We start from the raw sequence: 25,454 nt of genomic DNA on the forward strand, positions 1-25,454 counted from the left end.
CTCGTCGGGGGCGGTGGTCTCGGGGCTCTGCGTCACGGCCGCGATGCTATCGACGCCGCCGCCGGCCCCGTCGTCCCCGAGCCAGGCCCCTCCCCGACCCGTCCCCGCCTCCTCCCCGAGCGCCTCAGCCCCGAGCCCGTCCGTCCCCGGGCCGGCCGCCCGGCTCAGGCGGTCGTCGGCGCGCCGCCCTCGAGCCGGCGGACGACGTCACCGACGGCGACCTCCCCCGCGACGAGGACGTCGGCGTAGACGCCCAGGCAGCGCTTCGGGGTGCGGGTGACGACGAGGCGCGCCCCGCCCACGGCGAGGACGGCGCCGACCCAGCCCCGCTCCGCACCGGGACCTGGCCGCCCCTGCCCCTCGCCCGTCCACGTCACGGGCCCCGCACCTGCGTCGGGCCCCGCACCTGCGTCGGGCCCCGCGTCCGGGTCGGGTCCCGGACCGAGGTCGAGCACGACGTTGGCGCGGGGGTCGGGGTCGCACCCCTCGGCGCCGGGGCCCGCCTCCGCGCCGACGCTGACGAGGTGGACGGGGGCCACCGCCGCACCGCCCGGGGCCGCGCCGTGGTCGTCGGCGCGCGCCGTGCCGGCGCCGGGGACCCCCGTGGCGGCGGCCAGGCCCTCCGCCTCGAGGAGGAGGCCGTCCGCGTCGCGGACGACGAGGCGGTCGCCCTCCAGCGCGGCCACCAGGCCGGCCAGCGCGGGAGCGTCTCGCCCCCGCAGGGCCCGGCCGTCGCCGTCGACGAGCACGTGCGCGCGGTCGCCGGCCAGGCCGCCGACGGTCACGTGCGCGCGCTCGAGGTCCTCGCCGCGGGCCGAGCGCAGCGGGTACCGCGCCAGCGCCGCGACGACGCCGACGACGACGCCCGCGCCACCGGGCACAGGGTCGTCGGGCAGCGCGTCGTCGGGCAGCGCGTCAGCGGCGAGCGGGTCGGCCGGGGCACCGTCGTCGGGGGCACCGTCGTCGGGGGCACCGTCGTCGGGGGCACCGTCGTCGGGGGCACCGTCGTCGGGGGCACCGTCGCTGAGGGCGCCGTCGACGGGGGCAGAGCCGTCGGTGGCCTCCACGGCCGCGATCTCGCCGCCGGGCTGTGGACCCGTCGCTGCCGCCACGCGCACCTCCTCGCGGCCGCACCGGGCCGCACCACCGGGACGACGACGGCCGGCCCCCGCAGGGACCGGCCGTCGTGGTGGTGGGCGATACTGGGATCGAACCAGTGACCCCCTCGGTGTGAACGAGGTGCTCTACCGCTGAGCCAATCGCCCGTGACCCCGCTGCTGCGGCGTCGGTCGGCAACAGTACCCGATGCGCCCGTGGGGCTCGACCCGCCGGGCCGCTCAGCCCGTCCGCTCGACGCCGGGGAGGCGGTCGAGGTGGAGCGCCAGGCCCTCGGGCACCCATCCCGGGACGCCGAGGACGACGGCGAGCCCGAGCGCCACGGCGACCACGACGAAGCCCACGGCCGCGACGGACCCCAGCAGCCGGACCCCCAGGGGCAGGGCCGCGGACCACGCGGCGAAGCGGTGCGCGGCGACGCGGGCGCGCACCAGGAGGCGGCGGGCCCAGGAGAACTCGGTGGAGAGCACCGCCAGGGCGAGCAGGAAGAGGGGGATCCCCCCCGGGCCGGGCAGCCAGCTGAGCAGCGCCCACGCGACGAAGAGCAGCCCCCCGACCACCGCCACGCCGACGCGGTAGACGCGGTAGACCCGGGGACGTCGGCGCAGGCGCGACCGCCAGCGCCACCGCGCCAGCGCCGCCTCCTCGGGCGCGCCCGGCTCGTCGGCCGCGCCGGTGGCCGGGGGCGGGGCGGCCTCCTCGGGCGGGCCCGGCTCGTCGGCCGCGTCGGTCATCGGGGGCTGCGCGGCCTGCGCCGTCTCGCCCGGCGGTCCCGTCTCCCCCGGCGGGCCCGTCGCCCCCGGGGCGGCGCGGGGGCGCACCGCGAAGGGCGCGGGGCCGTCGGCGCCGTCAGGACTGCGGGGCCGGACGGCGCCGGGGCCCCCGGGCGCGGCGTCGACCTCGCCGCCGGCGGGCTCGCTCGAGCCCGGCTCGGCGTGGCGCGGACCGCTGGCCATGCCCCGAGGGTAGGCGAGGACGCGGGCCCGGCGGGGCGTCGTCCGGGGGCGGCGCCCTGCTCGGCACGGCCGGTGACGGCCTTGAGCGACCGGGTGGCGCCACTGCTCCGTCCGGGGCATGCGCGCGCCACGGGTTTAGCCGGAGCCCCCTCGGGGCACATGCTCGTCAGACCGGACGGCCGCTCGGGCCGCCCCGCACCGCAGAGCCACCGCAGGAGGCCCGCATGTCCCCCGTCACGCCCCGCAGCTCCGGCCGCCCCGCGGACGTCGAGTCGCCGGTCGACCTCCGCCTCGTCTCGCCCGACGGCGACGCCGTCGCCCTGCCCGTGGTCCTGCGCTACAGCGCCGACGACCCGTTCGCGGTGACGGTCGCCTTCGGCTCGAGCGGCGAGCCCGGCTCCGACGTCCAGTGGGTCTTCGCCCGCGAGCTCCTGCTCGCCGGCCTCGAGGCGCCCAGCGGCGACGGCGACGTGCGCGTGTGGCCCGCCGCCGACGGCCGCCCCGACACGACGTGCGTGGCGCTGAGCTCCCCCGACGGCCGGGCCCTGCTCGAGGCCGCCTCCAGCGACCTGCGGGCCTTCGTGGCCCGCACCCTGGCCGCCGTCCCGCGCGGCGGGGAGTCCCGCTGCATGGACCTCGACGCCGAGATCGGCCACCTGCTCACGGCCTGAGGCCCCGGCGACGGGTCCCCTCCGAGCGGGGGCCCGGCCGCTCTGAAGAGCACGAGACCCCGCCGGTGCGCCGGCGGGGTCTCGTGCGTCCGGGGGGCCCGGGCGTCGAGGCCCGTGCGTCCGGACCCGTCCTCGGGGCGGAGGCCGGGGCGGCGCCGGTGCTCAGGTCGGGTCGACGTCCTCGGCGGCCCGGCGCGCGAAGAGCTCCGCGGCGCGCGCCGGCAGCCCGCCCGTCGCCAGCGGGCGCCCGTCGAGCGCCGTCTGCACCTGCACGTCGCGCAGCGACGAGGTGAGCAGCACGGCGGCCGCGCCCTCGAGCGCCTCCACGGGGATCGGGCGCTCGACGAGGGGCAGCCCCTCCTCGGACGCCCAGCGCAGCAGCAGCGCGCGGGTCACGCCCGCCAGGCACCCCGAGGAGAGCGGAGGCGTCACGAGCTCGGGCGCCGGCGCGCCGCGGTCGTCGCGCAGCTGGACGACGACGTTGCTGCCCGTGCCCTCGCACAGCTCGCCGCGCGTGTTGGCGAGGAGCGCCTCGCCGGCGCCCGCGGCGAGCGCCCGCCGCAGGGCCACGACGTTCTCGGCGTAGGACGTCGTCTTCAGCCCGGCCGTGGCGGCCCCCTCGTTGCGCGTCCACGGGACGAGCACCACGGAGGGCGCCGCCGCGCGCGCCGGGGCGGGGGCGGCGGCCACGACGAGGGTCGAGCCGCCGTGCCGCTCGGACCCCAGCGGCCCGGGCCCGCTCGTCCACGTGACGCGCAGCCGCCCGCGGGCGAGCGGGCGCTCGGCGAGGACGGCGCCCACGGCCTCGCGCACGCGGGCCGGGTCCGGCGCGGGCAGGCCCAGCCCCGCGGCGGAGCGGGCCAGCCGCTCCAGGTGGAGGCCCAGGGCGAAGGGGACGCCGTCCACGACCTTGCACGTCTCGAAGACGCCGTCCCCCGTCGTCATGCCGTGGTCCAGGGCGTCGACGACGGCGCCGCCCCCCGCGTGCAGCCGCCCGTCGACCCAGACGACCGGCGGCTCGACCGCCGCGGCGGCCGGACCCGTGCTGGCGTCGGTCGCGGCGTCGGGCGGGGTGGCGGTCGAGGAGTCCGGGGGCGGGACGCGCATGCCGTCGACGCCCGCCTCCGCCGCCCCGAGGGCGCCGCCCGCCTCGCGCGCTCGCCCTGCGCCGCCCACGTCACCCTCCGCCGGTCCGCCGTCCGCCATGGCGACGATCATGGTGCGCCGGGAGCGCGGGAGGCCAGTCGCAGGAGGCGCGCCGCCTTGAGCTCGGTCTCCTCCCACTCCCCCTGCGGGTCCGAGCCCCACGTGATGCCGGCGCCCGTCCCGAAGCGCAGGACGCCGCCGGAGGCCGCGAACGTCCGGATCCCGACGGCGAGCTCCGCCGCGCCCCGGCGCGCGTCGACCCACCCGACGCCGCCGCAGTAGGGCCCCCGCGGCGCCGCCTCGAGCGCGGCGAGCGCGTCGAGGGCCGCCCGCTTGGGCGCTCCGCTCACCGAGGCGGGCGGGAAGGTCGCCCGCAGCAGGTCGGCCCACGTCGTCCCCGGTCGCAGCCGGCCGCGCACGGTGGACACGAGGTGGTCCAGCCCGGGGTGGGCCTCCCGCGCGAGCAGGGAGACCACCTCGACCGTCCCGGGCCGGCACGCGCGCTGCAGGTCGTTGCGGACGAGGTCGGTGATCATGACGTTCTCGGCGACGTCCTTCGGGCCGAGCGGACCCCCGGGCGCGGCGGTGCCCTTGATGGGTCCGCTCTCGACGACGTCGCCGCGCCGCCGCAGGAAGAGCTCCGGCGAGGCCGGGACGACGAAGCCCTCGTCCCCGAGGTCCAGCACGCCGGAGTAGGGCGCCTCGTTGCCCTCCCGCAGCCGGGCGGCCAGGGCCCAGGGGTCGGCGCCCGGCGGCAGGGGCGCCTCGAGGACCCGGCAGAGGTTGGCCTGGTAGACGACGCCGGCCCGGACCAGCTCGCGGACGAGGCCGACGCCCGCCGTGTACGTGGCGCGGTCCGCCGAGGACGTCCAGCCCTCGACGTCCGGGCCGACCCACGACCCGCCGTCCGGGGGCGCCGCGGGCCGCACCCGGCCGAAGCGCCACGCGCGGGCCCGGCCGCGCGCGTCGGCGCTGACGGCGCTCGGCTCCCCCACCGGCGCCTCGAAGTCGAGGACGACGAACCACCACCCGTCGCGCTCGAGGGCGCCCGGGTCCTCCGCCAGGTCGACGACCTCCTCGACGTCCGTCGCGAGCAGCCCGCCCCACCAGGCGGCGGGCGGCGCCGGCCGGGCCGAGGGGGCGCCCGCCGCGCCACCGGAGCGCTCGGGCGCCGGCTCGGGCGCCCGCCCGTCGGCGCGGCGCCCGGGGGCCGCGACGGGGCCCGGCGGGGCCGAGTTGGACGAGTCGTTCACCACTCGTCTAGAGTCCAGCACGCACGCCGACGGCGGCCCCCCGGGGCTGGCGGAGGCAGCGTGCGGACGTGGCTCAGCTGGTAGAGCATCACCTTGCCAAGGTGAGGGTCGCGGGTTCGAATCCCGTCGTCCGCTCGGAGGCAGTGCCTCGGCACGCCTCACGGTGGAGTGGCCGAGAGGCGAGGCAACGGCCTGCAAAGCCGTGAACGCGGGTTCGAATCCCGTCTCCACCTCGGTGCCCCGCGGAGGAGACGTCTGATCCGCGGACGACGCACCCCGGGCGATTGGCGCAGCGGTAGCGCGCTTCCCTGACACGGAAGAGGTCACTGGTTCGATCCCAGTATCGCCCACCACCCGCGAGAGCCCCGGTCCGACGGACCGGGGCTCTCGTGCGTCCGCGGTCCCGGGCCTCGGTCCTGAGCCATCGGCGACCGGCCCTCGGTCCCGGTCGCCCGCCGGTCGACCTCGCGGGCCCGCCGGCGCTCAGGTGCCCTCGGCCGCCCTCTCGTCGACCGTCATGCCGTCCTCGTCGCGCTGGGGCCTCACGTGCTCCACGGCGGCGTTGACGCCCGCCCCGAGGAGCACGCCGAGCGCCAGCAGGTAGAACCAGAGCAGCAGGACGATGGGCGCCGAGAGCGGGCCGTAGATGGCGACGCCGCGACCGGTGCCGACCGTGAGCTCGAGCAGCGCCCGCAGCCCCCACGAGGTGACGACCCACAGCCCGAGCGCCACCGCCGCGCCCGGCAGCGCCCGCCGCCAGGCCAGCCGGACCGGCGTCGCGGCGTGGTAGAGCAGCGCGAGGAGCAGCGAGCCCGTCAGGAGCACCACGGGCCAGTAGAGCGACAGCAGCCCGTCGAGCGGGTCCGGCAGGAGCCGGGCGATGACCGTGGGGCCGAGCAGCAGCAGGGGCAGCGCGACGGCCCCCGCCCCCAGACCCAGCACGTAGAGCAGGAGCGAGAGGGCGCGGGCCCGCACGGGGCCGCGCCCACCCCCCATGCCGTACATGATCGCGACGGTGTCGAGGAGCACGGCCAGGGCGCGCGAGCCCGACCAGAGCGAGAGCAGGAAGCCGATCGAGATGAGGTCGAAGCGGGGGCCGTCCAGCGCCGCGGTGATGGTCGGGACGATCGTCCCGCCCACGACGTCCTCGGTGAGGAAGGGCGCGAGCTGGGTGCTCAGCACCCGCTCGAGCTGCCCCGTCGTGTCGGTCCCGAGGCGGGAGCCGACGAGCGCGGCCGTGCCCGTGAGCCCCAGGACGAGCGGCGGCAGCGAGAGCAGGGCGAAGAAGGCGGCCTCCGCGGCCAGGCCCGTGACCCGCTGGCGCAGCCCGAGCCGCACGGCCTCGACGACGACCGCCGCGGCCGTGCCCAGCACGGGGACCTCCCGCAGACGACCGCCGACCTGACGGCCCCGGCGGCGCAGGTCCTCCCCCACCCCGGCCACGCCGCGAGGGTAGGGCGCCGCGCCGGGCCCGGCGCAGGAGCGACCCGTGGAGGACCCGTTGGGACGGGCCCGGGGCGCGCCCGGCAGCGGACCCCGCCGGTCCCCCCGGCGGCCGCCGGAGGGCGGACCGGTGAGCAGCACCACGTGCGATGCGGTGGGATGGGGTGCCGCACCGACCGGCACCGCACGGCGCCCGGCGCGACGAGCGCCGACCGACCGCCCCCCAGACCCGAGGGACGACCCGCACATGCAGACCTACCCCGGCAGCCCCTACCCCCTGGGGGCGACCTACGACGGCACGGGCACGAACTTCGCGCTCTTCAGCGAGGTCGCGGAGCGCGTCGAGCTGTGCCTCGTCGACGACGAGGGCGGCGAGACGCGGGTGCCGCTGACGGAGGTGGACGGCTTCGTCTGGCACGCCTTCCTGCCGAACGTCCGCCCGGGGCAGCGCTACGGGTACCGCGTGCACGGACCGTTCGACCCGGCGCAGGGGCACCGGTGCAACCCGGCCAAGCTGCTGCTCGACCCGTACGCCAAGGCCATCGACGGCCAGGACGACGGGGACGAGTCCCTGTTCTCCTACCGCTTCGGCGACAAGGACTCCTTCAACGACGACGACAGCCTCGGCCACACGGCGCTGTCGGTCGTCATCAACCCGTTCTTCGACTGGAGCGCCGACCGCCGCCCGGGGCACGAGTACCACGAGAGCGTCATCTACGAGGCCCACGTCAAGGGCCTGACCATGACGCACCCGGACATCCCCGAGGAGCTGCGCGGCACCTACGCCGCGGTAGGCCACCCGGCGATGGTCAAGCACCTCACCGACCTGGGCGTCACCGCCGTCGAGCTCATGCCCGTCCACCAGTTCGTGCAGGACTCCCACCTCGTCGACCGGGGTCTGCGCAACTACTGGGGCTACAACACGATCGGCTTCTTCGCCCCCCACGGCGAGTACTCCTCGGCCGGCACGCGCGGGGACCAGGTGTCGGAGTTCAAGGCGATGGTGCTGGCGCTGCACCAGGCCGACATCGAGGTCATCCTCGACGTCGTCTACAACCACACCGCCGAGGGCAACGAGATGGGCCCCACCCTCTCCTTCCGGGGCATCGACAACGCCGCGTACTACCGCCTCGTCGACGGGGACGAGCAGCACTACTTCGACACCACGGGCACCGGCAACAGCCTGCTCATGCGCCACCCGCACGTCCTGCAGCTCATCATGGACTCGCTGCGCTACTGGGTGACCGAGATGCACGTCGACGGCTTCCGCTTCGACCTCGCCTCGACCCTCGCGCGCCAGTTCCACGAGGTGGACCGGCTCTCGGCGTTCTTCGACCTCATCCAGCAGGACCCGGTGGTCAGCCAGGTCAAGCTCATCGCCGAGCCGTGGGACGTCGGCGACGGCGGCTACCAGGTGGGCGGCTTCCCGCCGCTGTGGACCGAGTGGAACGGCATGTACCGCGACACGGTCCGCGACTTCTGGCGCGGCGAGGAGTCGACGCTGGCGGAGTTCGCCAGCCGCATCTCCGGCTCCAGCGACCTCTACGAGAGCTCGCGGCGCCGGCCCGTCGCCTCGATCAACTTCGTCACCGCGCACGACGGCTTCACCATGCGGGACCTGGTGTCGTACAACGACAAGCACAACGCGGCCAACGGCGAGGGCGGCGCCGACGGCGAGAGCCACAACCGGTCCTGGAACTGCGGCGTCGAGGGCCCGACCGACGACCCCGAGGTGCTCGTCCTGCGCGCCCGCCAGCAGCGCAACTTCCTCCTCACCCTGCTGCTGAGCCAGGGCGTGCCGATGCTCCTGCACGGCGACGAGCTCGGCCGCACCCAGGGCGGCAACAACAACGGCTACTGCCAGGACAACGAGACGAGCTGGATCGACTGGCGCCTCGACGAGCAGCAGGCCGAGCTCCTCGATTTCACCCGCCGCGCCGTGCGCCTGCGCCGCGAGCACCCGATCTTCCGTCGCCGCCGCTTCTTCAAGGGCGAGGCCTCCAAGGGCGGGCAGTCCGACCTCTCGGACATCGTGTGGATGACGCCCGCCGGCGAGGTGATGAAGGACGGCGACTGGCACAGCCACTTCGCGCGCGCCGTCACCGTCTGGCTCAACGGGCACGAGATCAACGAGCCCGGCCCCCGCGGCGAGAAGGTGGAGGACGACAAGTTCCTCGTCCTCTACAACAGCCACTACGAGGGGCTGGAGTTCGTCATGCCGGACACCGCCTACGGGCCGGCGTGGCAGGTGCTCGTGGACACCGCCTCGCTGCTCGAGGGGCAGGTCGTCCAGGCGGGCGGCTCGCTGCACCTCGGCGCCCGGAGCATGGTCGTCCTCGTCTGCGACCCGGCCCACGCCGAGCCGGAGCCGCTGCGCGCGGCGTCCGCGACGGCGGCCGTCGACGACGGCGCCACCGCCCGCCGCACCCGCGCCGCCCGCAGCCCCGGCGCCGGTGACACGCCCGCCACGCCGGCCGCCCCCGCCGCGGCCCCGGCGTCCGCACCGCCCTCCGCCCCGTCCAGGAGCCGGACGCCCCGCCGCCGCAAGGGGGACGCGAGGTGAGCGCGCCCGACGCCGCCCCCACCCCCTCGACCTCGGCCGCCCCCTCCCCTGCCGCCCCGCGGGAGCGGGAGGACCGGGACGCCGCGACGGCCGCGCGCCAGCACCGCCCCGGCCCGGGCCGGACGGTGCCGACGTCGACCTACCGGCTGCAGGTGCAGCCGGAGTTCACCTACGACGACGCCGCGGGCGTCGCCGGGTACCTCGCGCGCCTCGGCGTCACGCACGCCTACCTCTCCCCCGTGCTGCAGGCGGCCCCGGGCTCGACGCACGGCTACGACGTCGTCGACCACTCGCGCCTGTCGCAGGAGGCCGGCGGCCGGGAGGCCTTCGACCGCATGGTCGCGGCGCTGCGCGAGCACGGGCTGTCGGCCGTCGCCGACGTCGTGCCCAACCACGTCGCCGTGCCCACGCCGGCGAGCGCGAACGCCGTCCTGTGGTCGGTGCTGCGCGACGGGCCCTACTCCCCCTACGTGAGCTGGTTCGACGTCGACTGGTCGACCGAGGACCACGCGCTGCTCATGCCCGTGCTGGGCTCGCGCATCGGCCAGGTGCTGGCCGCCGGGGAGCTCGAGCTCGACACGAGCGGCGACGAGCCGCTCCTGCGCTACTACGACCACGTGTTCCCCGTGCGCCCGGGCACCGAGGCGCTGCCGATGGACCGCCTCGTCGAGGCGCAGTGGTACCGCCTGGCGCACTGGCGGGTGGCCGACGAGGAGCTCAACTACCGGCGCTTCTTCGACGTCGACACCCTCGCCGCCGTCCGGGTCGAGGACGAGGGCGTCTTCGACGCCACGCACGCGCTGCTGCTGGAGATGCTCCGCACGGGCGAGCTCGACGGCCTGCGCATCGACCACCCCGACGGCCTCGCCGACCCGCGGGAGTACCTGCGCCGCCTCGCGGACCGCACCGGCGGGGCGTGGGTCGTCGTGGAGAAGATCCTCGAGGGCTCCGAGCAGCTCCCCGACGACTGGCCGTGCGCGGGGACGACGGGCTACGACGCGCTGCTGCGCGTCGGCGGGCTCTTCGTGGACCCGGCGGGCGAGGCGCCGCTGACGGCGCTCTTCACGCAGGTGACCGGCGACCCGGCGGACTTCGGGCCTGTCGTCGAGCAGGCCAAGCGGGAGGTCGTCGCCGAGAACCTCTACACCGAGGTGCACCGCCTCGTGGACCTCCTCAGCGGCATCTGCCACGCCGACGTCCTCCTGCGCGACCACACCCGCCGCGGGCTCACCGAGGTCGTCACCGAGCTGCTCGTGGCCTTCCCCCGGTACCGGGCCTACGTCGTGCCCGGCGAGGCGGCGCCCGCCGAGGCCGCGCACGTCCTGGACGAGGCGGTCGAGGTCGCCCGGGCGCACCTCGCGCCCGAGCGCCACGAGACCCTCGAGGTGGTCCGCGACCTGCTGCTGGGCCGCGAGGCCGGCTCGGCCGGTCGCACGGCGGAGGCGGAGCGGGCCGAGCTCGTCGTCCGCTTCCAGCAGACGTGCGGGCCGGTCATGGCCAAGGGCGTGGAGGACACGGCCTTCTACCGCTGGTTCCGGCTCTCCAGCCTCAACGAGGTGGGCGGCGCGCCGGAGCGCTTCGGCGTCTCGCCCGAGGAGTTCCACGCCTTCTGCGCGGGGATCGTCGAGCACTGGCCGACGACGATGACGACGCTGTCCACGCACGACACGAAGCGGGCGGAGGACGCCCGCGTGCAGCTGTCGGTCGTCTCGGGCGTGCCCGCGGCCTGGGCGGAGGCCCTCGCGCTGTGGCGGCAGGCCGCGGCCGAGCACCGCTCGGCCCTCCTCGACGGGCCCACCGAGATGCTCGTCTGGCAGACGCTCGTCGCCACGTGGGAGCCGGCCGGCGCGGACGGCCCCGGCGGGCCGATCTCCGCCGAGCGCCTGCTGGCCTACCTCGAGAAGGCCGTCAAGGAGGCGAAGCGCCGCACGACGTGGACGGCTCCCGACGAGGAGTACGAGCAGGCCGTCGCCGACTTCGCCACCGGCGTCCTCGGCGACGAGGACGTGCTCGCCCGGGTGGGCGCCTTCGTCGCCGCCACCGCACCGGCGGCCCGCTCGGCGGTGCTCGGGCAGAAGCTCGTGCAGCTGACGATGCCGGGCGTGCCCGACGTCTACCAGGGCACCGAGGTCGGTGAGCGCTCGCTCGTCGACCCCGACAACCGCCGGCCGGTGGACTACGCGCGGCGCAGCGCGCTGCTCGAGCGCCTCGACGGCGGGGCGCGCCCCCGCGACCTCGACGAGGAGAAGCTCCTCGTCACCTCGCGGGCGCTGCGCGTGCGCCGCGACCTCGCGGCCGCCTTCACGGGGGCGGGGACGGGCTACGCGCCGCTGCCGACGTCGAGCGGCTCGGCCGTGGCCTTCGCGCGGACGCAGGACGGCGCCCCGCGCGCCGTCACCGTCGCCACGCGGCTGCCGGACGCCCTCGCCCGCTACGGCGGGTGGGGCGAGCACTCGCTCACGCTGCCGGGGACGCCCGCGGGCGCCTGGCGCGACGTGCTCACCGGGCGGGAGCACGCCCCGGGCGCCGCCCGGCTGGCGGACGTCCTCGCCGACCTGCCCGTCGCCCTCCTCGTCGAGGCCTGAGCGCCGCCCCGCACCCCCGACCGGGGCGCGTCCCCCGCGGACGGGCCCCACCGCCACGGGCACCACCGCCACCAGCACCACCGCCACGAGCACCACCGCCACCAGCACCACCGCCACCAGCGCTGCCGCAGGAGGAACCCCGTGCACGTCTTCACCGTCTGGGCCCCCGACGCCGCCGGCGTCGAGGTCGCCGTCGGCGCCTCCGGCGCCCCGGCCGAGGGGGGCCGCCTCGTCACGATGGACGCCTCCGGGGGCGGGTGGTGGTCCGCGACCGTCGAGGACGCCGGCCACGGCACCGACTACGCCTTCCGCCTCGACGGCGGCCCCGCGCGCCCCGACCCGCGCAGCGCCTGGCAGCCCGAGGGCCCCGACGGCCCCAGCCGGGTCTTCGACGCCGCGCGCTTCGCCTGGTCCGACGGGGCGTGGGCGGGCGTGGACGGCCGCGGCGCCGTCTTCTACGAGCTCCACGTCGGGACCTTCACGCCCGAGGGCACGCTGGAGGCGGCCGTCGGGCGGCTCGACCACCTCGTCGACCTCGGCGTCCAGGTCGTCGAGCTGCTGCCCGTCGCCGCCTTCCCGGGCCGCTGGGGCTGGGGCTACGACGGGGTCGACCTGTGGGCCGTGCACCACCCCTACGGCGGGCCGGAGGCGCTGCAGCGCTTCGTCGACGCCTGCCACGCCCGCGGGCTCGGGGTCTGCCTCGACGTCGTCTACAACCACCTGGGCCCGGCGGGGAACTACCTGCCCGAGTTCGGCCCCTACTTCACCGACGAGCACGAGACGCCCTGGGGCACGGCGGTGAACCTCGACGCGCCGGGCGCCCGGGAGGTGCGCGCCTTCGTCGTCGAGGGGGCGCTGCGCTGGCTGCGCGACTTCCACGTCGACGCCCTGCGGCTCGACGCCGTCCACGCGCTCGTCGACGACTCGCCCGTCCACGTGCTGGCCGAGCTGTCGCTGCGGGCGGCCGACCTGTCCGACGAGGTCGGGCGGCCGCTGACGCTCGTGGCGGAGTCCGACCTCAACGACCCGCGCATGGTCGAGCCCGCCGTCGAGGGCGGCTACGGCATGCAGGCGCAGTGGGCCGACGACGTCCACCACGCCGTGCACGCCCTCGTCACCGGCGAGCGGCAGGGCTACTACGTCGACTTCGGCTCGCTGGAGTCCGTCCGCGCCGTCATGACGGGGGCCTTCTGGCACGCCGGCACGTACTCGCCCTTCCGCGAGCAGGTCTGGGGACGGCCGGTGGACCCGACCCGCCACCGCGGCGGCTCCTTCGTCGCCTACACGTCCAACCACGACCAGGTGGGCAACCGGGCCACCGGCGACCGCCCCTCGGCGACCCTGCCCGGCGGGGTCCTCGCCGGCAGCGCCGCCCTCGTCCTCCTCGGCCCCTTCTCCCCCATGCTCTTCATGGGCGAGGAGTGGGGCGCGCGCACGCCGTGGCAGTTCTTCACCGACTTCCCCGACCCCGAGCTCGCCGAGGCCGTGCGGACGGGGCGGCGCTCGGAGTTCTCCTCCCACGGGTGGGACGCCGAGGACGTGCCCGACCCGCAGGACCCGGCCACCCGCGACGCCTCGGTGCTCGACTGGGACGAGCCGACGTCGGGGCGCGGCGCGGCGCTGCTCGCGTGGCACCGTCGCCTGCTCGAGCTGCGCGCCGCCGAGGGGGACCTGCGCGACGACGTCCTCGGCCGCTCGCCGAGCCTCGACGTCGTCGGCGACGAGGACGCCGGCTGGCTCGTGCTCGTCCGCGGGGCCTTCCGCGTCGCGGTCAACCTCTCCGACCGGGCGCGGGAGGTGCCGCTCGAGCGGGGCGCCGGCGTCGAGGGCGAGAGCGGCGCCGAGCTCGTCGCGTCCTACGCCGAGGACGGCGAGGTCGCCCTGGAGGGCGAGGTCGTGCGCCTGCCCGCCCACGCGGTCGCGGTGGCCCGGCTCCGCTGACGTGGGCCGCGTCCGGTGGCCCGGGTCCCCGGGCCACCGGACGTCCCCGGTGCCCGGCGTCGGTCGGGGCACCGGGGAGGGCCCCGGTCAGGGCCTCAGCGCAGGCCCCCGCGCACGAAGGGGTTGGCGCCCTCGACGCCCATGAGGAACCACGCCGTGGCACCGATGTGCTGCGACTGGAAGTAGGCGAAGCCGAAGCCGGTGTCGAGCACGCTCGTCGCCGCGACGACGCCGGAGTCCGCCGGCAGCGGCGCGCCGCCCACCGTCTGGTCCTGCCCCACGCGGTCCTGGGCCACCGTGATCTGCCCGAGCAGGCCGCGGGCGCGCCGGGCGTCCGCCTGCCCGCGGCCGCGGTCGGCGTAGGCCGTGGCCAGCTGGCCGGTGCCCTCGAGCCACACCCCCTGCGGGTTCACCGTCAGCCCGTTGTAGACCGCGGTCGAGGTGAGTGACGCCGAGCTGAAGGTCACCCCGGAGACGCGGACGCCGTCGGGCAGCTGGCTCAGCGGCTGCGCGGCGTCGTCGGTCACGGCGAGCGCCTGCCCGGCCCAGTCGAGGGCCCGGGCGTAGCGCCCCTCGCGCAGGGCCAGCCAGCTCCACGCCTGCGGGTCCAGCGGCAGGGGGTCACGGTTGACCGTCGTCCCGTCGTTGCTCCCCGTGTAGAAGTACCCGCCGTCGGGCTCCCAGACGCGCCCGAGGAAGGCGCGGGCCCGATCGGCCTCCTCGAGCCAGGAGCGGTCGCGCGTGGCCGCGGCGAGCTGGCGGAAGAAGCCCACGCAGTCGACGTTGTGCTCGGTCGAGACGTTGGGGATCCGCTCGTCCCCGGCGGTCACGCCGAAGGAGAAGCCGCCGAGGGCGCCGTCGTTGCGGGCCTTCGTCGTGATCCAGCGGGCGACGGCGAGCGCCCCGTCGAGGTAGCGCTGCTCCCCCGTGCGCTCGTGCAGCTGGACGAGCGCCATGCCGGGCCAGGCCATGTCGCCGACGGCGGTGCCGAGGAAGCCGAACTGGAAGCCGATGTTCGCGGTGCCGTCCGGCAGCCGGAGGCCGTACGGCTGCGGGACGCCGTCGTAGAAGACGTACGGGCCGACGTTGTAGGCCTGGCGCAGCCGGCCGTCGTCGTACGCGGGGTCGTTCCCCTGGGCGAACAGCAGGCCGTCGCCGAGACGGCGCGCGAGGGCCTCGCCCCGCGCGGTGCCCGTGGCGAGCGCCGCGCAGATGCTGAGGGCCTCGTCGTAGACGAAGGCCGTGCTGAAGAGCCCGTTCTGGTCGGAGTAGCTCTGCGCCAGCACCGGCCCGTCGCCGTTCGCGGCCGGGTAGGCGTCGGTCATGACCTGGAGGAAGTCCAGGGCGCGCGCGCCGGCGCGGCGCAGCGACGGCGTCGCCACCGAGGGCGGTGCCGCTGCGGCCCCGGTGGCCGGGGCGACCGCCAGCGCCAGGGCTGCGGCGCCGGTGGCGCCGGCGAGGACCGCCCGCCGGCTCGGGGCGCGCCGCGGGTCGTGGGTCGGGGTGCGGTGCTCGTCCACGTCGTCTCCTCCTCGGGGGCGACGCCCTCGTCGCCCGCAGCGGCACTCTCACCCGCCGCGGCGGGAGGGTCAAGGACGCCTGTCCTCGGGCTCCTGGGCTCCGTGCGCGAGCGCGGCGCGGGGTTCAGGCCCCGTCGCGGGCGAGCGACGTGAGGCGCGAGAGGGCGCGGGAGTACTTCTTCCGGTAGCCGCCCGCGAGCATCTCGGGGGTGAAGAGGTCCGCGAGGCTCGCGCCCGACACGGCCAGCGGGATCGAGCGGTCGTACATCCGGTCGGCGAGCACGACGGTGCGCAGCGCCACGTTCTGGTCCGCGAGCGGGCGCAGGCCCCGCCAGAAGACGTGCGTGACGCCGTCGAGCAGCGCGCCGTAGCGGCTCGGGTGCACGCGGGCGAGGTGCTCCGTCAGCGCGTCGACGTCGTCGAGCACGGCGCCGCCGCCGATCGCGCGGGCGCGGGCCTCGAGCTCGTCGTCGGGCACCGGCGCGGGCGGGTCGGGCAGGCCGCGGTGGCGGTAGTCCTCGCCCTCGATCCGCACGACGTCGAAGTTGCTGCCGACGGCCTGGATCTCGCGGAGGAAGTCGTCGGCGGCGAAGCGCCCCTCCCCCAGCGAGCCCGGGAGGGTGTTCGAGGTCGCCGCCAGCCGCACGCCGGCGTCGACGAGCTCGCGGAGCAGGCGGGCCATGAGGACGGTGTCCCCCGGGTCGTCGAGCTCGAACTCGTCGATGGCGACGAGGGTCATGGGCGAGAGCGCCCGGACGGCCTCGGCGAAGCCGAGCGCGCCGACGAGGTTGGTGTACTCGACGAAGGTGCCGAAGGCCTTCGGCCCGGGCACGGCGTGCCAGGTCGCCGCGAGCAGGTGCGTCTTGCCGACGCCGAAGCCCCCGTCGAGGTAGACGCCGGGCGCGCCCTGCGGGGTGGTCGGGCGTCCGCGCAGCAGCCGCCGCAGGCCGCCCTCCTTCTGGCCGCGCGACGCCTGGGCGTCCCGGACGCGCTCCGCGTGGGCCTCCAGCTCGGTGACGGCCGCCGCCTGCGAGGGCTCGTCGGGCGAGGGCTCGTAGGAGGCGAAGGAGACGTCCGCGAAGCGCGGCGAGGGCACGAGCTCGGCGACGAGCCGGTCGCGCCCCAGCTGCGGCTCGCGGCCCACGAGGGAGCCCACCCCCGCCTCGCGCCCGCCCCGCCCCTGGCTCGCCGGGTCTTCGCCCGCCGGGTCCCCGCTCGTCGTCGTCACGGGCCACGACCCTAGGCGGGTCGCCGGCGTCCGCAGCATGGGCGCGGCTGCGGCCGCTGCCCCGGTGCGGGAAGATCCGGCCGCTCCCGAGGTGTTGCCCGGTGAGCAGGACGCGGCCCGCGACCACCCGCGGCGGCGAGAGCCTCGCGCGCGGGCCCGCGACGACCACGACAGCGACCGACTCGTGCGATCCCGAGGAGAGCCCCGTGCCCGTCCCCACCGACCCGAGCCCGGCCCTGGCCGAGTACGCCCACCCCGAGCGCCTCGTCACGACCGCGTGGCTGGCCGACCACCTCGGCGACGAGGGCCTCGTCGTCGTGGAGTCCGACGAGGACGTGCTGCTCTACGAGACCGGCCACATCGCCGGCGCCGTCAAGGTCGACTGGCACACCGACCTCAACGACCCGGTGACCCGGGACTACGTCGACGGCGAGGCCTTCGCCCGGCTCATGTCGGCCAAGGGCATCAGCCGCGACTCCACCGTCGTCGTCTACGGCGACAAGTCGAACTGGTGGGCGGCCTACGCGCTGTGGGTCTTCACCCTCTTCGGCCACGAGGACGTCCGGCTCCTCGACGGCGGCCGCGCCGCCTGGCTGGCCGAGGACCGCCCCATGACGACGGACGCGCCGTCGCCGGCCGCCACCGACTACCCCGTCGTCGAGCGCCGCGACGAGGAGGTCCGCGCCTTCGCGCCCGACGTCCTCGCCCACCTCGGCACCGGCCCGCTCGTCGACGTCCGCTCGCCCGAGGAGTACACCGGCGAGCGCACGCACATGCCCGCCTACCCCGAGGAGGGCGCCCTGCGCGGCGGCCACATCCCCACCGCCCAGTCGGTGCCCTGGGCGCGCGCGGCGGCCGAGGACGGCCGCTTCAAGGGCCGGGCCGAGCTCGAGGCCATCTACACGGGCGAGAAGGGCCTGCAGCCGGGCGACGACGTCATCGCCTACTGCCGCATCGGCGAGCGCTCCTCGCACACGTGGTTCGTGCTCACCCACCTGCTCGGCTTCGACAGGGTGCGCAACTACGACGGCTCGTGGACCGAGTGGGGCAACGCCGTGCGCGTGCCCATCGCCACGGGCTCCGAGCCCGGCGACGCCCCGGCGCGGCGCTCGTGACCGCCGCGACCGCCGGCGACGCGGCGGGCATGGGCGGTCCCGCCGAGGGCCTGCCCCCGGCGCTGGCCGAGATCGTCGAGGACTTCCACGCCGTCAGCGAGCCCGAGCGCCTGCAGCTGCTCCTCGACTTCAGCCGGGGCCTGCCGGCGCTGCCCCCGCGGTACGCCGACCACCCCGAGCTCCTCGAGCCGGTGCCGGAGTGCCAGTCGCCGATCTTCCTGCTCACCGAGGTGGACGACGACGCCGACCGCACCGTGCACCTGTTCTTCTCGGCCCCCGCGGAGGCGCCGACGACGCGCGGCTTCGCCGGCATCCTCGCCGAGGGCCTCGACGGGCTGCCCGCCGCGCAGGTGCTCGACGTCCCGGGCGACGTCTGCTCGCGCCTGGGCCTGGACCGCGCCGTCAGCCCGCTGCGCCTGCGCGGCATGACCGGGATGCTCGCGCGGATCCAGCGCCAGGTCCGCGAGTCGACGGCCGCCTGAGGCCGGGCGCGTCGACCACCGGTCGCCAGGCATGACCCTGCGGCTCCTGCACCCCCCGTCGCTCGGCGCCCCCCGCGAGGTGGCGCCGGCGGCGGGGGGTGCGGCGTCCCCGGACGCCGAGGACGAGCTCGCGGCGCTCTACGCCCACGACCTCCCGGAGCCGGCCCGCGACGCCCGGGTCCGCGCGAACCTCGTCACCACCCTCGACGGCGCCGCCGCCGGCGACGACGGCTCGAGCCGCTCGATCTCCGGGCCCGCCGACCTGCGGGTCCTGGTCCTGCTGCGCTCGCTCGCCGACGTGGTGCTCGTCGGGGCGGGGACGGCCCGCTCGGAGGGCTACGGACCGCTGCGGGTGCGGGCGTCCCTGGCCGCCCGACGGTCCGCCCTCGGGCAGGCGCCGGCCCCGGCGCTCGCCGTCGTCACCCGCTCCGGGCGGCTGCCCGACGCGGCGCTCGCCCGGCGCGACGACGGCGGGGCGGTGCTGGCCGTGACCTGCGAGAGCGCGGGAGAGGACGTGCTGGGCCGGCTGCGCGCGGCGCTGGGCGACGGCGGCGTCGTCGTCGCCGGGGACGACGACGTCGACCTCGCGGCCGCGGTCGCCGCGCTGGCGGAGCGCGGCCTGCGGCGCGTGCTCTGCGAGGGCGGCCCCGCGCTGCTGCGGGACGTCGCGGCCGCCGGCCTGCTCGACGAGCTGTGCCTCACGACGTCGCCGCTGCTCGTCGCCGGGGACGGCCCGCGCGCCCTCGTCGGCCCCGCGCTCACCGCGCACCTCGACCTGGCGTCGCTGCTGCTGGCCGACGACGGCGGCGGCACCCTGCTCGGCCGGTGGGTCGTGCGGCGCCCCGGCAGCGCGTAGACGCGTCGGCCGGGGACGTGGGGGCGGCACGCCGCGACCGCGGACCCCGAGGGCCGGCACGCCGTCGGGTCGTCGGCACCGCGGACTTCGAGGGCCGGCACGCCGTCACGAGGCCCGCGAGGTCCGCGGACGTCCGGCAGGCCCTCGACGCGTCCCCCTGCCGACCTCCCTCGGCACCGCGGGGTGCAGGTGCGTGCGCAGCCGGCACGCCGGGCCGGCTCCGCACGCCCGCCCGGTCCGGCGTCAGAGGTGCTCGAGCAGGAAGCGCGCGACCTCGCGCTCCCAGCGCTCCGGGTCGGTGTTCCACTCCTTGGTGTGCTGCGCCCCCGGGAAGTCCCGGAAGACGACGAGGTCGGGCCGGGCGGCCGCGAGCCGCCGCGAGGGCCCGATGGGGACGACGTCGTCGTCGGCGGCGTGGAGCAGCAGGACGGGCAGCCGCAGCTCGTCGGCGCGGACCACCCAGTCGAGGCGGGCGACGTCGATGGGCGCGCTGACGCCGAGCAGCGCCCGCGCCTCCGGGCGGGCCAGCATGGCGATGCCGAGGCGACCGGCGGCCCAGGGCAGCCGGTTCCGGCGCGCCGCGTGCTCGAGCACGTCGCGCCAGTCGACGACCGGCGAGTCGAGGACCACGGCGCGGACCCGGTCGGCGGTCCACGACCGTGTGGCCAGCTGCAGGACGATCGCCCCGCCCATCGACCAGCCGACGAGGACGACCTCCCGCGCGCCGTGGTCGAGGGCGTGGAGCACGGCCGCCTCGACGTCCAGCCACTCGGTGTCCCCCAGGCCGTAGTGGCCCGCGGACTCGGGCGGGGCGTCGGCGTCGTTGCGGTAGGCCGGCACGAGGCACGGCAGCCCCAGGCGGTGCAGCAGCGGCACCGCGCGCAGGCACTCCTCGCGCGTGGCGCCGCGCCCGTGGACGAGCACGGCCCAGACCGCCCCGCCCTCCCGTCCCGTCGACCCGGCTCCGCCCTCGGGTACGTCGCGGCGCCCGCGGGCGGCGGGCACGAACCACGCCGGGAGGCCGCCGAGCGGCGTCGCGACCCGAACGTCCTCGTGCGCGAGGCAGAGCGCCGACGTCGGGTCGCCGACGTGGACGGTCCCGCTCCAGCGCGCGGAGCCGGGGGCGAGACCGCCCTCGGGCGGCGCGAGCAGCTCGCGCACGACGGCGCCCCGCTCCTCGCGCACCACCCGGCCGACCTGCGCCGCGCGGCGCCCGCCGTCGAGGAGGAGGACGTAGCGGCCGGGGGCGCGGGTCTGCGCGTCGGCCGTCACCGTGACGACGGGCCCGTCCGGCCCGGCGCCCTCGAGGTCCACCGCGAGGACCCGGACGTCGTCCGGCCGCTCGTGCACGGGCCTGACCACCTGCCGGACGAAGAAGGCGGCGAGCCCGGAGACGGCGGCGGCCGCCAGCGACGTCGCCGCGACGGCGCCGGCCCCGCTCCAGGCCGCCACCCGCGCCGCGGTGCGCGCCCGGCGCCGGGCGACGGGACCCACCGGCAGGCACCGGCGCACGGCGCCGAGCCCGCACCCGGCCGCGGCGACCGGCGCCCCCCACGGCACGCCCCGACCCGGGAGCCGACGACCACCGGTCGACCGCCCCCCGCTCGTCGGGCGTCCTCCGCTCATCGGGGCCCCTCCGCTCATCGGGGACACCGGGCGACCGCGAGGGCGCTCACCACCATCGGCACCTGCAGCGGCACCCGGACCACCGTGACCACCCGCCGCGTCCGCGAGGCGCGGGGCGAGCGCAGCGCGCGCTGCGCCATGGAGACGTTGGCCGGCCAGACCGCCAGCAGCAGCGCTGCCGAGAGCGCGCCCCCGGCCCGGCGGGTGGCGGGCGCGGCGAGGGCCGCGGCGCAGACGAGCTCGGCGGCCCCCGACAGCAGGGTCCAGGGGCGGGGCGCGCCCAGCGCGCGGGGCACGGCCGCGTCGAACACGGCCGGGCGCACGAGGTGGAGCAGCCCGGTCGCGGTGAAGGAGGCGGACATCCACCGGGCGGCCGCGTCGGCGCCCGCCCGGCGCCGCCGCCCGTCCACCCCCCGGTCCCGTCCGTGGTCCCGCCCGTGCCGGAGGAGCCGGTCCCCCGGGCCGCCGCGTCCTCGACGTCCAGCCATGCCGCCATCCTGCCCGGCGCCCGCGCCCCGCGCGGCACGGGCGGCAGGGCTGGCACAGGCGGGGGCGGCCGGGGGCGCGGTGGCCCGCCGCCCGCCGCAGACGGGGCCGGGAGCGCCGGTGGACGCCGCGGCTCCGGGCTCGGGGTCAGCACCGGCTTCGGGGTGCAGGATCGGCCCGTGCCCACCTCCTCCCGCCCCGCCGCCGACGCCGGGCACGACGCCGGGTCCGGCGGCGCGCGCCTCACCCTCCCCGTGCTGCCGCCCGTGGACCCGATGCTCGCGCGGGCGGTCGGCGCCGTGCCGGAGCCGGCGTCCGTCGAGGGGGGCCTCTGGTACGAGCCGAAGTGGGACGGCTTCCGCTGCGTCGTCTTCTACGACGGCGCGGCCGAGGGCGGCCCGGCGGTCGAGCTGGGCAGCCGCGGCGGCAAGCCGCTCACCCGCTACTTCCCCGAGGTCGTGGCCGAGCTCGTCGCCCAGCTCGGCGGCGCGCGGTGCGTCGTCGACGGCGAGGTCGTCGTCCGCCGCGGCGAGGCGGGCGCCGAGCGCCTGGACTGGGAGGCCCTGTCCCAGCGCATCCACCCCGCCGCGTCGCGCGTGCGGACCCTCGCGGAGGAGACGCCCGCCTCCTTCGTGGCCTTCGACCTGCTCGCCGAGGGCGACGAGGACCTCACCGGCCGCCCGGCCGAGGAGCGGCGCCGCCGCCTGGAGGCGGCGTGGGCCGGGGTGCGGGGTCCCCTGCACGTGACCCAGCGCACCGACGACCCCGACCTGGCGCGGCGCTGGCTCGCCGACTTCGAGGGCGCGGGCCTCGACGGCGTCGTCGCCAAGCCGCGCGCCGCGCGCTACGAGCCCGGCCGCCGCGTGATGGCGAAGGTCAAGCACGCCCGGACGGCCGACGTCGTCGTCGTCGGCTACCGGGTCCACAAGAGCGGGGAGGGCGTGGGCTCGCTCCTGCTCGGCCTGCGCCCGCCGGACGGCGAGGACTTCCACCAGGTCGGCGGCGCCTCCGCGTTCACGGCGGCCCGGCGCCGGGAGCTGGTGGACGAGCTGGCGCCGCACGTGGAGCGCGACGAGGACGGCGAGCCGGTCCGCGGCGCCGGCGAGCGCAACCGCTTCTCCGCCAGCCGGGACGGGTCCTTCGTCGTCGTGCGCCCCGAGCTCGTCTGCGAGGTCGGCTACGACCAGCTCGAGAACGGCCGCTTCCGGCACGTCGTGCGCTTCCTGCGGTGGCGCCCGGACCGGGAGCCCCTCTCGTGCACCACCGACCAGATCGAGGTGCCGGCGGCCTACGACCTGGCGGCCGTGCTCTCCGGGGGCTGACGGCCCCGGCGCGGGGCCTCGACTAGCCTGCGCCCGTGCCCGAGGAGAGCCTGCCCCCCGAGACCGCCCCCACGGCCGCCGCCTCGGAGGTCGTCCTGCTCCTCACCGAGGAGGCCCTCGACGACGGCGACGCGGAGCGCGTCGCGGCGCTGCACGAGGTCGAGGGCGTCCGGGCCGCCTACCGCGTCCTCGTCCCGGCGGACACCGAGCGCAACCTGCTCGCCGACGTCGTCGACCACCTCAGCCTCTTCGAGATGCGCGCCGCCCTCGACGCCTTCCGCGAGGGGCAGCCCGACGAGCGGGAGGCCCGCGCCGAGGCGACGAGCGCCCTCGAGCAGTCGCTGGCGGCGCTGCGCGGCGCCGGGTGCGCCGCCGAGGGCGAGGTCGTCCAGGACGACCCGCTGCCCGCGCTCGAGGCGGCCGTCGGCGCGGGCGGCGTGCGCGAGGTCGTCGTGGTCACGCGCCCCCACGCCGTCGAGGACACCTTCCACCGCGACTGGGCCTCGCGCGCCCGCGACGCCCTCGGCGTGCCGGTGCTGCACGTCTACGGCGGGACGGCGCGGCTGGGCTGAGGCTACGGTCGCCCCCATGACCGAGAGCGACCCCCAGGGCCTGGACCACATGCAGACCCGCCTGCAGCACGTCCTCGGCGAGCTGCGGCGGCTGCAGGGCACGCCGCCCGCCGAGATCCGCGAGCAGCTCGTCGCGGCCATCGCCGCGGAGGGCCTGCCGGACCAGCCGCCCTCGTGGCTGCGCGACGCCTCCGCCGAGCTGTCCGCCGGGCGCCTCGTCGTCATCGGCCCCCGGCAGATCCCCGAGGAGGCCGAGCACCTCGAGCCCGACCCCGACCAGCACGCCGCGGGCTGACCGCCCCGCCCGAGGACGCCGCGTCGGCTCAGGTCTCGTCGGGCCCCTCGGGGTCGTCCTGGTCGTCCCAGTAGCCCGAGCGCGCCTGGCCGCTGCCGTCGGCGTCGTCCGCGCTGCCGCTGGCGAGGTGGATGCCCTGGCGCCAGGCGTCCTCGGGCTCGGCGTCGCCCGCCGCCGTGGTCGCCGCGGGCTCGTGCGCGGGGGTGCCGGGGCTCGCCTCCGTCGGCACGAGCACCTCGTCCCCCGGGTCGTCCTGCTCGGTCCCGCCACCGGGCTGCTCACGCACCTCGTCCGTCTGCACGGCCCCATCCTGGCGCGCCCTGTGGCGCCGCTCCCGGTGGGGCCCTCGCGGGAGGAGGGAGCGGGAGGACGGCGCGGGGGCGGCGCGCGGGGGTGCGGTGGGACGAGGGAGGGAAGGCGGTGCCGGGCGCCCGTGTTGGGACGGGCATGACCTCCACCTCCCCGAACCCGTCCGCCGGCACTCCGTCCGCCGGCACTGTGCCCGAGCCGGCGGGCGCGCCGGAGCCCGTGCGCCGCAGCGACGCCGAGTGGCGCGAGCGCCTGTCGCCCGAGGAGTACTCGGTGCTGCGCCTCGGCGGCACCGAGCGCCCCTACACCGGTGAGTACACCGACGAGAAGACCGTGGGCGTGTACAGCTGCCGCGCCTGCGGCACGGAGCTCTTCCGCTCCGAGACGAAGTTCGACTCCCACTGCGGCTGGCCGTCCTTCTACGCCCCGCTGGCCGAGGACCGCGTGCGCTACATCAGCGACCGCTCCCTCGGCATGGTCCGCACCGAGGTCCGCTGCGCCGCGTGCGACGGCCACCTGGGCCACGTCTTCGAGGGCGAGGGCTACGGCACCCCGACCGACCAGCGCTACTGCATCAACTCGGTGTCGCTGCGCCTGCAGCCCGAGCGGTCCTGAGCGGCCCGGTGGCCCGGCCCGAGCCGGTCGCCGGCCGGTCCGACGGGGACGCGGTCGCGGGAGCCGTCGGCGAGGTCCGGCGCGCCCGACCCGACGACCTCGACGCCGCCACGCTGCACGCCCTCGTGCGGCTGCGGGTCGACGTCTTCGTCGTCGAGCAGGAGTGCCCCTACCCCGAGCTCGACGGCCGCGACCTCGAGCCGGGCACCGAGCACCTGTGGCACACCGGCGACGGGCGCGTGCGCGCGGGCGAGAGGGTGCCCGTGGCGGCGGCCCTGCGCGTGCTCGAGGACCCGGGCGGCGGGCCACGGCGGGTGGGGCGCGTCGTCACCGCCCCGTCCGCCCGCGGGCGGGGCCTCGCGTCGGTGCTCCTCGCCGACGTCGTGGGCCGGCACGGCCACGAGGACCTCGTCCTCGACGCCCAGGCGCACCTGGCCGGCTGGTACGCCCGCCACGGCTTCGAGGTCGTCGGCGCGGAGTTCCTCGAGGACGGCATCCCCCACGTGCCCATGCGGCGTCCCGGCACCGCGGGCTGACGGCCGCCCGCTGCCGGGTCCGCCGGGGTCCGCGAGACGCCCCGAGAGCCCCGCCCCTCGTCGAGGGCGGGGCTCTCGGGCGTCCGGGGTGCCGGCGCGGGCGTCAGGGCAGGCGCTCGACCACCTCGGCCGGGCTCACCCGCGGCCCCGTGTAGAAGGGCAGCTCCTCGCGGACGTGGCGCCGCGCCTCGGTGGCCCGCAGCTCGCGCATGAGGTCGACGATGCGGTGCAGCTCGTCGGCCTCGAAGGCCAGCAGCCACTCGTAGTCGCCCAGCGCGAAGGCGCTCACGGTGTTGGCCCGCACGTCCGGGTACGGCATGGCGGCCATGCCGTGGTCGCGCAGCATCTTCTTCCGGTCGGCGTCCTCGAGCAGGTACCAGTCGTAGGAGCGCACGAAGGGGTACACGCAGAGGTAGCCGCGCGCCTCCTCCCCCGCCATGAAGGCCGGCACGTGCCCCTTGTTGAACTCCGCCGGCCGGTGCAGCCCGGTCGAGGACCACACGGGCTCGAGCACGCGGCCCACCGCCGAGCGGCGCAGCCGGTGGTAGGCGCCCTGCAGCGCCTCGACCGACGACGCGTGCCACCAGACCATGACGTCGGCGTCGGCGCGCAGGCCGCTGACGTCGTAGAGGCCGCGGACGACGACGTCCTCGTCGGCCGCCAGGAGCTCCTCGAGCTCGCGCGCCGCCGCGGGGCGCTCGTCCTCGGGCATCCGCCCTGCGGCCCGGAACACCGACCACATCGTGTAGCGGATCGTCGCGTTGATCTCCGCCGAGGTGGGGGCCGCCGCGGCGGCCGCCTCCGGGGCGGACGAGGTG

Annotated in this window: 23 protein-coding genes and 4 tRNA genes; 15 read left to right on the plus strand and 12 right to left on the minus strand. The window is 77.4% G+C overall.

The window, feature by feature from the left end:
- Positions 1-164 precede the first annotated feature (164 nt).
- The 3 genes from Q0789_RS06185 to Q0789_RS06195 form a co-directional block, all read right to left on the minus strand.
- Positions 165-1,112 (minus strand): MOSC N-terminal beta barrel domain-containing protein, encoded by a 948-nt coding sequence (locus tag Q0789_RS06185; protein ID WP_298803195.1) that lies wholly within the window; start codon positions 1,110-1,112, stop codon positions 165-167.
- A 78-nt stretch (positions 1,113-1,190) separates the two neighbouring features.
- Positions 1,191-1,265, minus strand: a tRNA-Val gene (locus tag Q0789_RS06190).
- A 72-nt stretch (positions 1,266-1,337) separates the two neighbouring features.
- The gene (locus tag Q0789_RS06195) at positions 1,338-2,072 is read right to left on the minus strand and encodes a PGPGW domain-containing protein (protein ID WP_298803197.1); all 735 of its coding nucleotides are present in this window, start codon (positions 2,070-2,072) and stop codon (positions 1,338-1,340) included.
- Between the two features lie 224 nt (positions 2,073-2,296).
- Here Q0789_RS06195 and Q0789_RS06200 point away from each other — a divergent pair, with 224 nt between their 5' ends.
- Entirely contained in the window at positions 2,297-2,743 is a 447-nt protein-coding gene (locus Q0789_RS06200; protein WP_298803198.1) for an SsgA family sporulation/cell division regulator, read from the plus strand.
- Positions 2,744-2,905: 162 nt separating this feature from the next.
- On the opposite strand, the gene Q0789_RS06205 is transcribed toward Q0789_RS06200, so the two are convergent.
- Complete coding sequence (locus Q0789_RS06205) at positions 2,906-3,949, minus strand: aminotransferase class IV (protein ID WP_298803200.1); 1,044 nt, start codon at positions 3,947-3,949, stop codon at positions 2,906-2,908.
- An 8-nt stretch (positions 3,950-3,957) separates the two neighbouring features.
- Entirely contained in the window at positions 3,958-5,145 is a 1,188-nt protein-coding gene (locus Q0789_RS06210) for a chorismate-binding protein (RefSeq protein ID WP_298803202.1), read from the minus strand.
- A 59-nt stretch (positions 5,146-5,204) separates the two neighbouring features.
- Between Q0789_RS06210 and Q0789_RS06215 the strand changes: the two genes are divergently transcribed.
- The 3 genes from Q0789_RS06215 to Q0789_RS06225 all read left to right on the plus strand — a co-directional run bounded on the left by Q0789_RS06215 (position 5,205) and on the right by Q0789_RS06225 (position 5,495).
- Positions 5,205-5,277: transfer RNA gene (locus Q0789_RS06215), tRNA-Gly, on the plus strand.
- Positions 5,278-5,304: 27 nt separating this feature from the next.
- Positions 5,305-5,375: transfer RNA gene (locus Q0789_RS06220), tRNA-Cys, on the plus strand.
- Positions 5,376-5,420: 45 nt separating this feature from the next.
- A tRNA-Val gene (locus tag Q0789_RS06225) sits at positions 5,421-5,495 on the plus strand.
- 130 nt (positions 5,496-5,625) lie between these two features.
- Here Q0789_RS06225 and Q0789_RS06230 read toward each other — a convergent pair.
- On the minus strand, positions 5,626-6,585 hold the full coding sequence (locus Q0789_RS06230; RefSeq protein ID WP_298803204.1) for a YihY/virulence factor BrkB family protein: 960 nt from the start codon (positions 6,583-6,585) through the stop codon (positions 5,626-5,628).
- 247 nt (positions 6,586-6,832) lie between these two features.
- Between Q0789_RS06230 and glgX the strand changes: the two genes are divergently transcribed.
- The 3 genes from glgX to treZ all read left to right on the plus strand — a co-directional run bounded on the left by glgX (position 6,833) and on the right by treZ (position 13,674).
- Entirely contained in the window at positions 6,833-9,148 is a 2,316-nt protein-coding gene (gene glgX, locus Q0789_RS06235; RefSeq protein WP_298803206.1) for a glycogen debranching protein GlgX, read from the plus strand.
- Positions 9,149-9,273: 125 nt separating this feature from the next.
- Positions 9,274-11,733 carry a malto-oligosyltrehalose synthase gene (gene treY, locus Q0789_RS06240; protein ID WP_366917663.1) on the plus strand — a complete coding sequence of 820 codons (2,460 nt, stop codon included), beginning with the start codon at positions 9,274-9,276 and terminating at the stop codon, positions 11,731-11,733.
- A 141-nt stretch (positions 11,734-11,874) separates the two neighbouring features.
- Entirely contained in the window at positions 11,875-13,674 is a 1,800-nt protein-coding gene (gene treZ, locus Q0789_RS06245; RefSeq protein ID WP_298803210.1) for a malto-oligosyltrehalose trehalohydrolase, read from the plus strand.
- Between the two features lie 95 nt (positions 13,675-13,769).
- Here treZ and Q0789_RS06250 read toward each other — a convergent pair whose 3' ends face one another.
- Together Q0789_RS06250 and zapE are read right to left on the minus strand one after the other, a co-directional pair.
- Positions 13,770-15,194: a hypothetical protein gene (locus Q0789_RS06250; protein WP_298803212.1), complete on the minus strand. Its 1,425-nt coding sequence runs from the start codon at positions 15,192-15,194 to the stop codon at positions 13,770-13,772.
- A 124-nt stretch (positions 15,195-15,318) separates the two neighbouring features.
- Complete coding sequence (zapE, locus tag Q0789_RS06255) at positions 15,319-16,350, minus strand: cell division protein ZapE (protein WP_363325957.1); 1,032 nt, start codon at positions 16,348-16,350, stop codon at positions 15,319-15,321.
- A gap of 278 nt (positions 16,351-16,628) precedes the next feature.
- On the opposite strand from zapE, the gene Q0789_RS06260 reads away from it, so the two are divergent.
- Genes Q0789_RS06260 through Q0789_RS06270 form a run of 3 tightly spaced genes read left to right on the plus strand, consistent with a single transcriptional unit; the run spans position 16,629 to position 18,875 of the window.
- A complete protein-coding gene (locus Q0789_RS06260) occupies positions 16,629-17,537 on the plus strand; it encodes a sulfurtransferase (protein ID WP_298803216.1) in 909 nt (302 codons plus the stop codon).
- Positions 17,538-17,566: 29 nt separating this feature from the next.
- Positions 17,567-18,019: a SufE family protein gene (locus tag Q0789_RS06265; RefSeq protein ID WP_366917664.1), complete on the plus strand. Its 453-nt coding sequence runs from the start codon at positions 17,567-17,569 to the stop codon at positions 18,017-18,019.
- A 31-nt stretch (positions 18,020-18,050) separates the two neighbouring features.
- On the plus strand, positions 18,051-18,875 hold the full coding sequence (locus Q0789_RS06270; protein ID WP_298803220.1) for a dihydrofolate reductase family protein: 825 nt from the start codon (positions 18,051-18,053) through the stop codon (positions 18,873-18,875).
- A gap of 243 nt (positions 18,876-19,118) precedes the next feature.
- Here the strand turns inward: Q0789_RS06270 and Q0789_RS06275 are convergent, their stop codons facing one another.
- Together Q0789_RS06275 and Q0789_RS06280 are read right to left on the minus strand one after the other, a co-directional pair.
- A complete protein-coding gene (locus tag Q0789_RS06275; RefSeq protein ID WP_298803223.1) occupies positions 19,119-20,435 on the minus strand; it encodes an alpha/beta fold hydrolase in 1,317 nt (438 codons plus the stop codon).
- Positions 20,436-20,515: 80 nt separating this feature from the next.
- Positions 20,516-20,911, minus strand: coding sequence for a hypothetical protein (locus Q0789_RS06280; RefSeq protein WP_298803225.1), 396 nt, complete (start codon positions 20,909-20,911; stop codon positions 20,516-20,518).
- Positions 20,912-21,241: 330 nt separating this feature from the next.
- On the opposite strand from Q0789_RS06280, the gene Q0789_RS06285 reads away from it, so the two are divergent.
- Genes Q0789_RS06285 through Q0789_RS06295 form a run of 3 tightly spaced genes read left to right on the plus strand, consistent with a single transcriptional unit; the run spans position 21,242 to position 23,176 of the window.
- Entirely contained in the window at positions 21,242-22,309 is a 1,068-nt protein-coding gene (locus Q0789_RS06285; RefSeq protein ID WP_366917665.1) for an ATP-dependent DNA ligase, read from the plus strand.
- Positions 22,310-22,344: 35 nt separating this feature from the next.
- Complete coding sequence (locus Q0789_RS06290; RefSeq protein WP_298803230.1) at positions 22,345-22,881, plus strand: hypothetical protein; 537 nt, start codon at positions 22,345-22,347, stop codon at positions 22,879-22,881.
- A 16-nt stretch (positions 22,882-22,897) separates the two neighbouring features.
- Positions 22,898-23,176 (plus strand): hypothetical protein, encoded by a 279-nt coding sequence (locus tag Q0789_RS06295; RefSeq protein ID WP_298803232.1) that lies wholly within the window; start codon positions 22,898-22,900, stop codon positions 23,174-23,176.
- 28 nt (positions 23,177-23,204) lie between these two features.
- Here Q0789_RS06295 and Q0789_RS06300 read toward each other — a convergent pair whose 3' ends face one another.
- The gene (locus Q0789_RS06300) at positions 23,205-23,477 is read right to left on the minus strand and encodes a hypothetical protein (protein ID WP_298803234.1); all 273 of its coding nucleotides are present in this window, start codon (positions 23,475-23,477) and stop codon (positions 23,205-23,207) included.
- Between the two features lie 146 nt (positions 23,478-23,623).
- Between Q0789_RS06300 and msrB the strand changes: the two genes are divergently transcribed.
- Positions 23,624-24,100 (plus strand): peptide-methionine (R)-S-oxide reductase MsrB, encoded by a 477-nt coding sequence (msrB, locus tag Q0789_RS06305; protein WP_298803236.1) that lies wholly within the window; start codon positions 23,624-23,626, stop codon positions 24,098-24,100.
- Between the two features lie 113 nt (positions 24,101-24,213).
- On the plus strand, positions 24,214-24,636 hold the full coding sequence (locus tag Q0789_RS06310) for a GNAT family N-acetyltransferase (protein WP_363325955.1): 423 nt from the start codon (positions 24,214-24,216) through the stop codon (positions 24,634-24,636).
- Between the two features lie 103 nt (positions 24,637-24,739).
- Here Q0789_RS06310 and hemQ read toward each other — a convergent pair whose 3' ends face one another.
- Positions 24,740-25,402: a hydrogen peroxide-dependent heme synthase gene (gene hemQ / locus Q0789_RS06315; protein WP_363325954.1), complete on the minus strand. Its 663-nt coding sequence runs from the start codon at positions 25,400-25,402 to the stop codon at positions 24,740-24,742.
- Positions 25,403-25,454: the final 52 nt, after the last annotated feature.

It is taken from the genome of uncultured Pseudokineococcus sp. (assembly GCF_947499845.1).
Classification (GTDB): domain Bacteria; phylum Actinomycetota; class Actinomycetes; order Actinomycetales; family Quadrisphaeraceae; genus Pseudokineococcus.

What these genes read in the sequence shown, in the direction of transcription:
- msrB (WP_298803236.1), top strand. Translation starts at nt 23,624, where the DNA reads ATGACCTCCACCTCCCCGAACCCGTCCGCCGGCACTCCGTCCGCCGGC.
- Q0789_RS06295 (WP_298803232.1), top strand. Translation starts at nt 22,898, where the DNA reads ATGACCGAGAGCGACCCCCAGGGCCTGGACCACATGCAGACCCGCCTG.
- Q0789_RS06200 (WP_298803198.1), top strand. Translation starts at nt 2,297, where the DNA reads ATGTCCCCCGTCACGCCCCGCAGCTCCGGCCGCCCCGCGGACGTCGAG.
- Q0789_RS06195 (WP_298803197.1), bottom strand. Translation starts at nt 2,072, where the DNA reads ATGGCCAGCGGTCCGCGCCACGCCGAGCCGGGCTCGAGCGAGCCCGCC.
- Q0789_RS06270 (WP_298803220.1), top strand. Translation starts at nt 18,051, where the DNA reads ATGACCCTGCGGCTCCTGCACCCCCCGTCGCTCGGCGCCCCCCGCGAG.
- Q0789_RS06205 (WP_298803200.1), bottom strand. Translation starts at nt 3,949, where the DNA reads ATGGCGGACGGCGGACCGGCGGAGGGTGACGTGGGCGGCGCAGGGCGA.
- Q0789_RS06265 (WP_366917664.1), top strand. Translation starts at nt 17,567, where the DNA reads ATGGGCGGTCCCGCCGAGGGCCTGCCCCCGGCGCTGGCCGAGATCGTC.
- glgX (WP_298803206.1), top strand. Translation starts at nt 6,833, where the DNA reads ATGCAGACCTACCCCGGCAGCCCCTACCCCCTGGGGGCGACCTACGAC.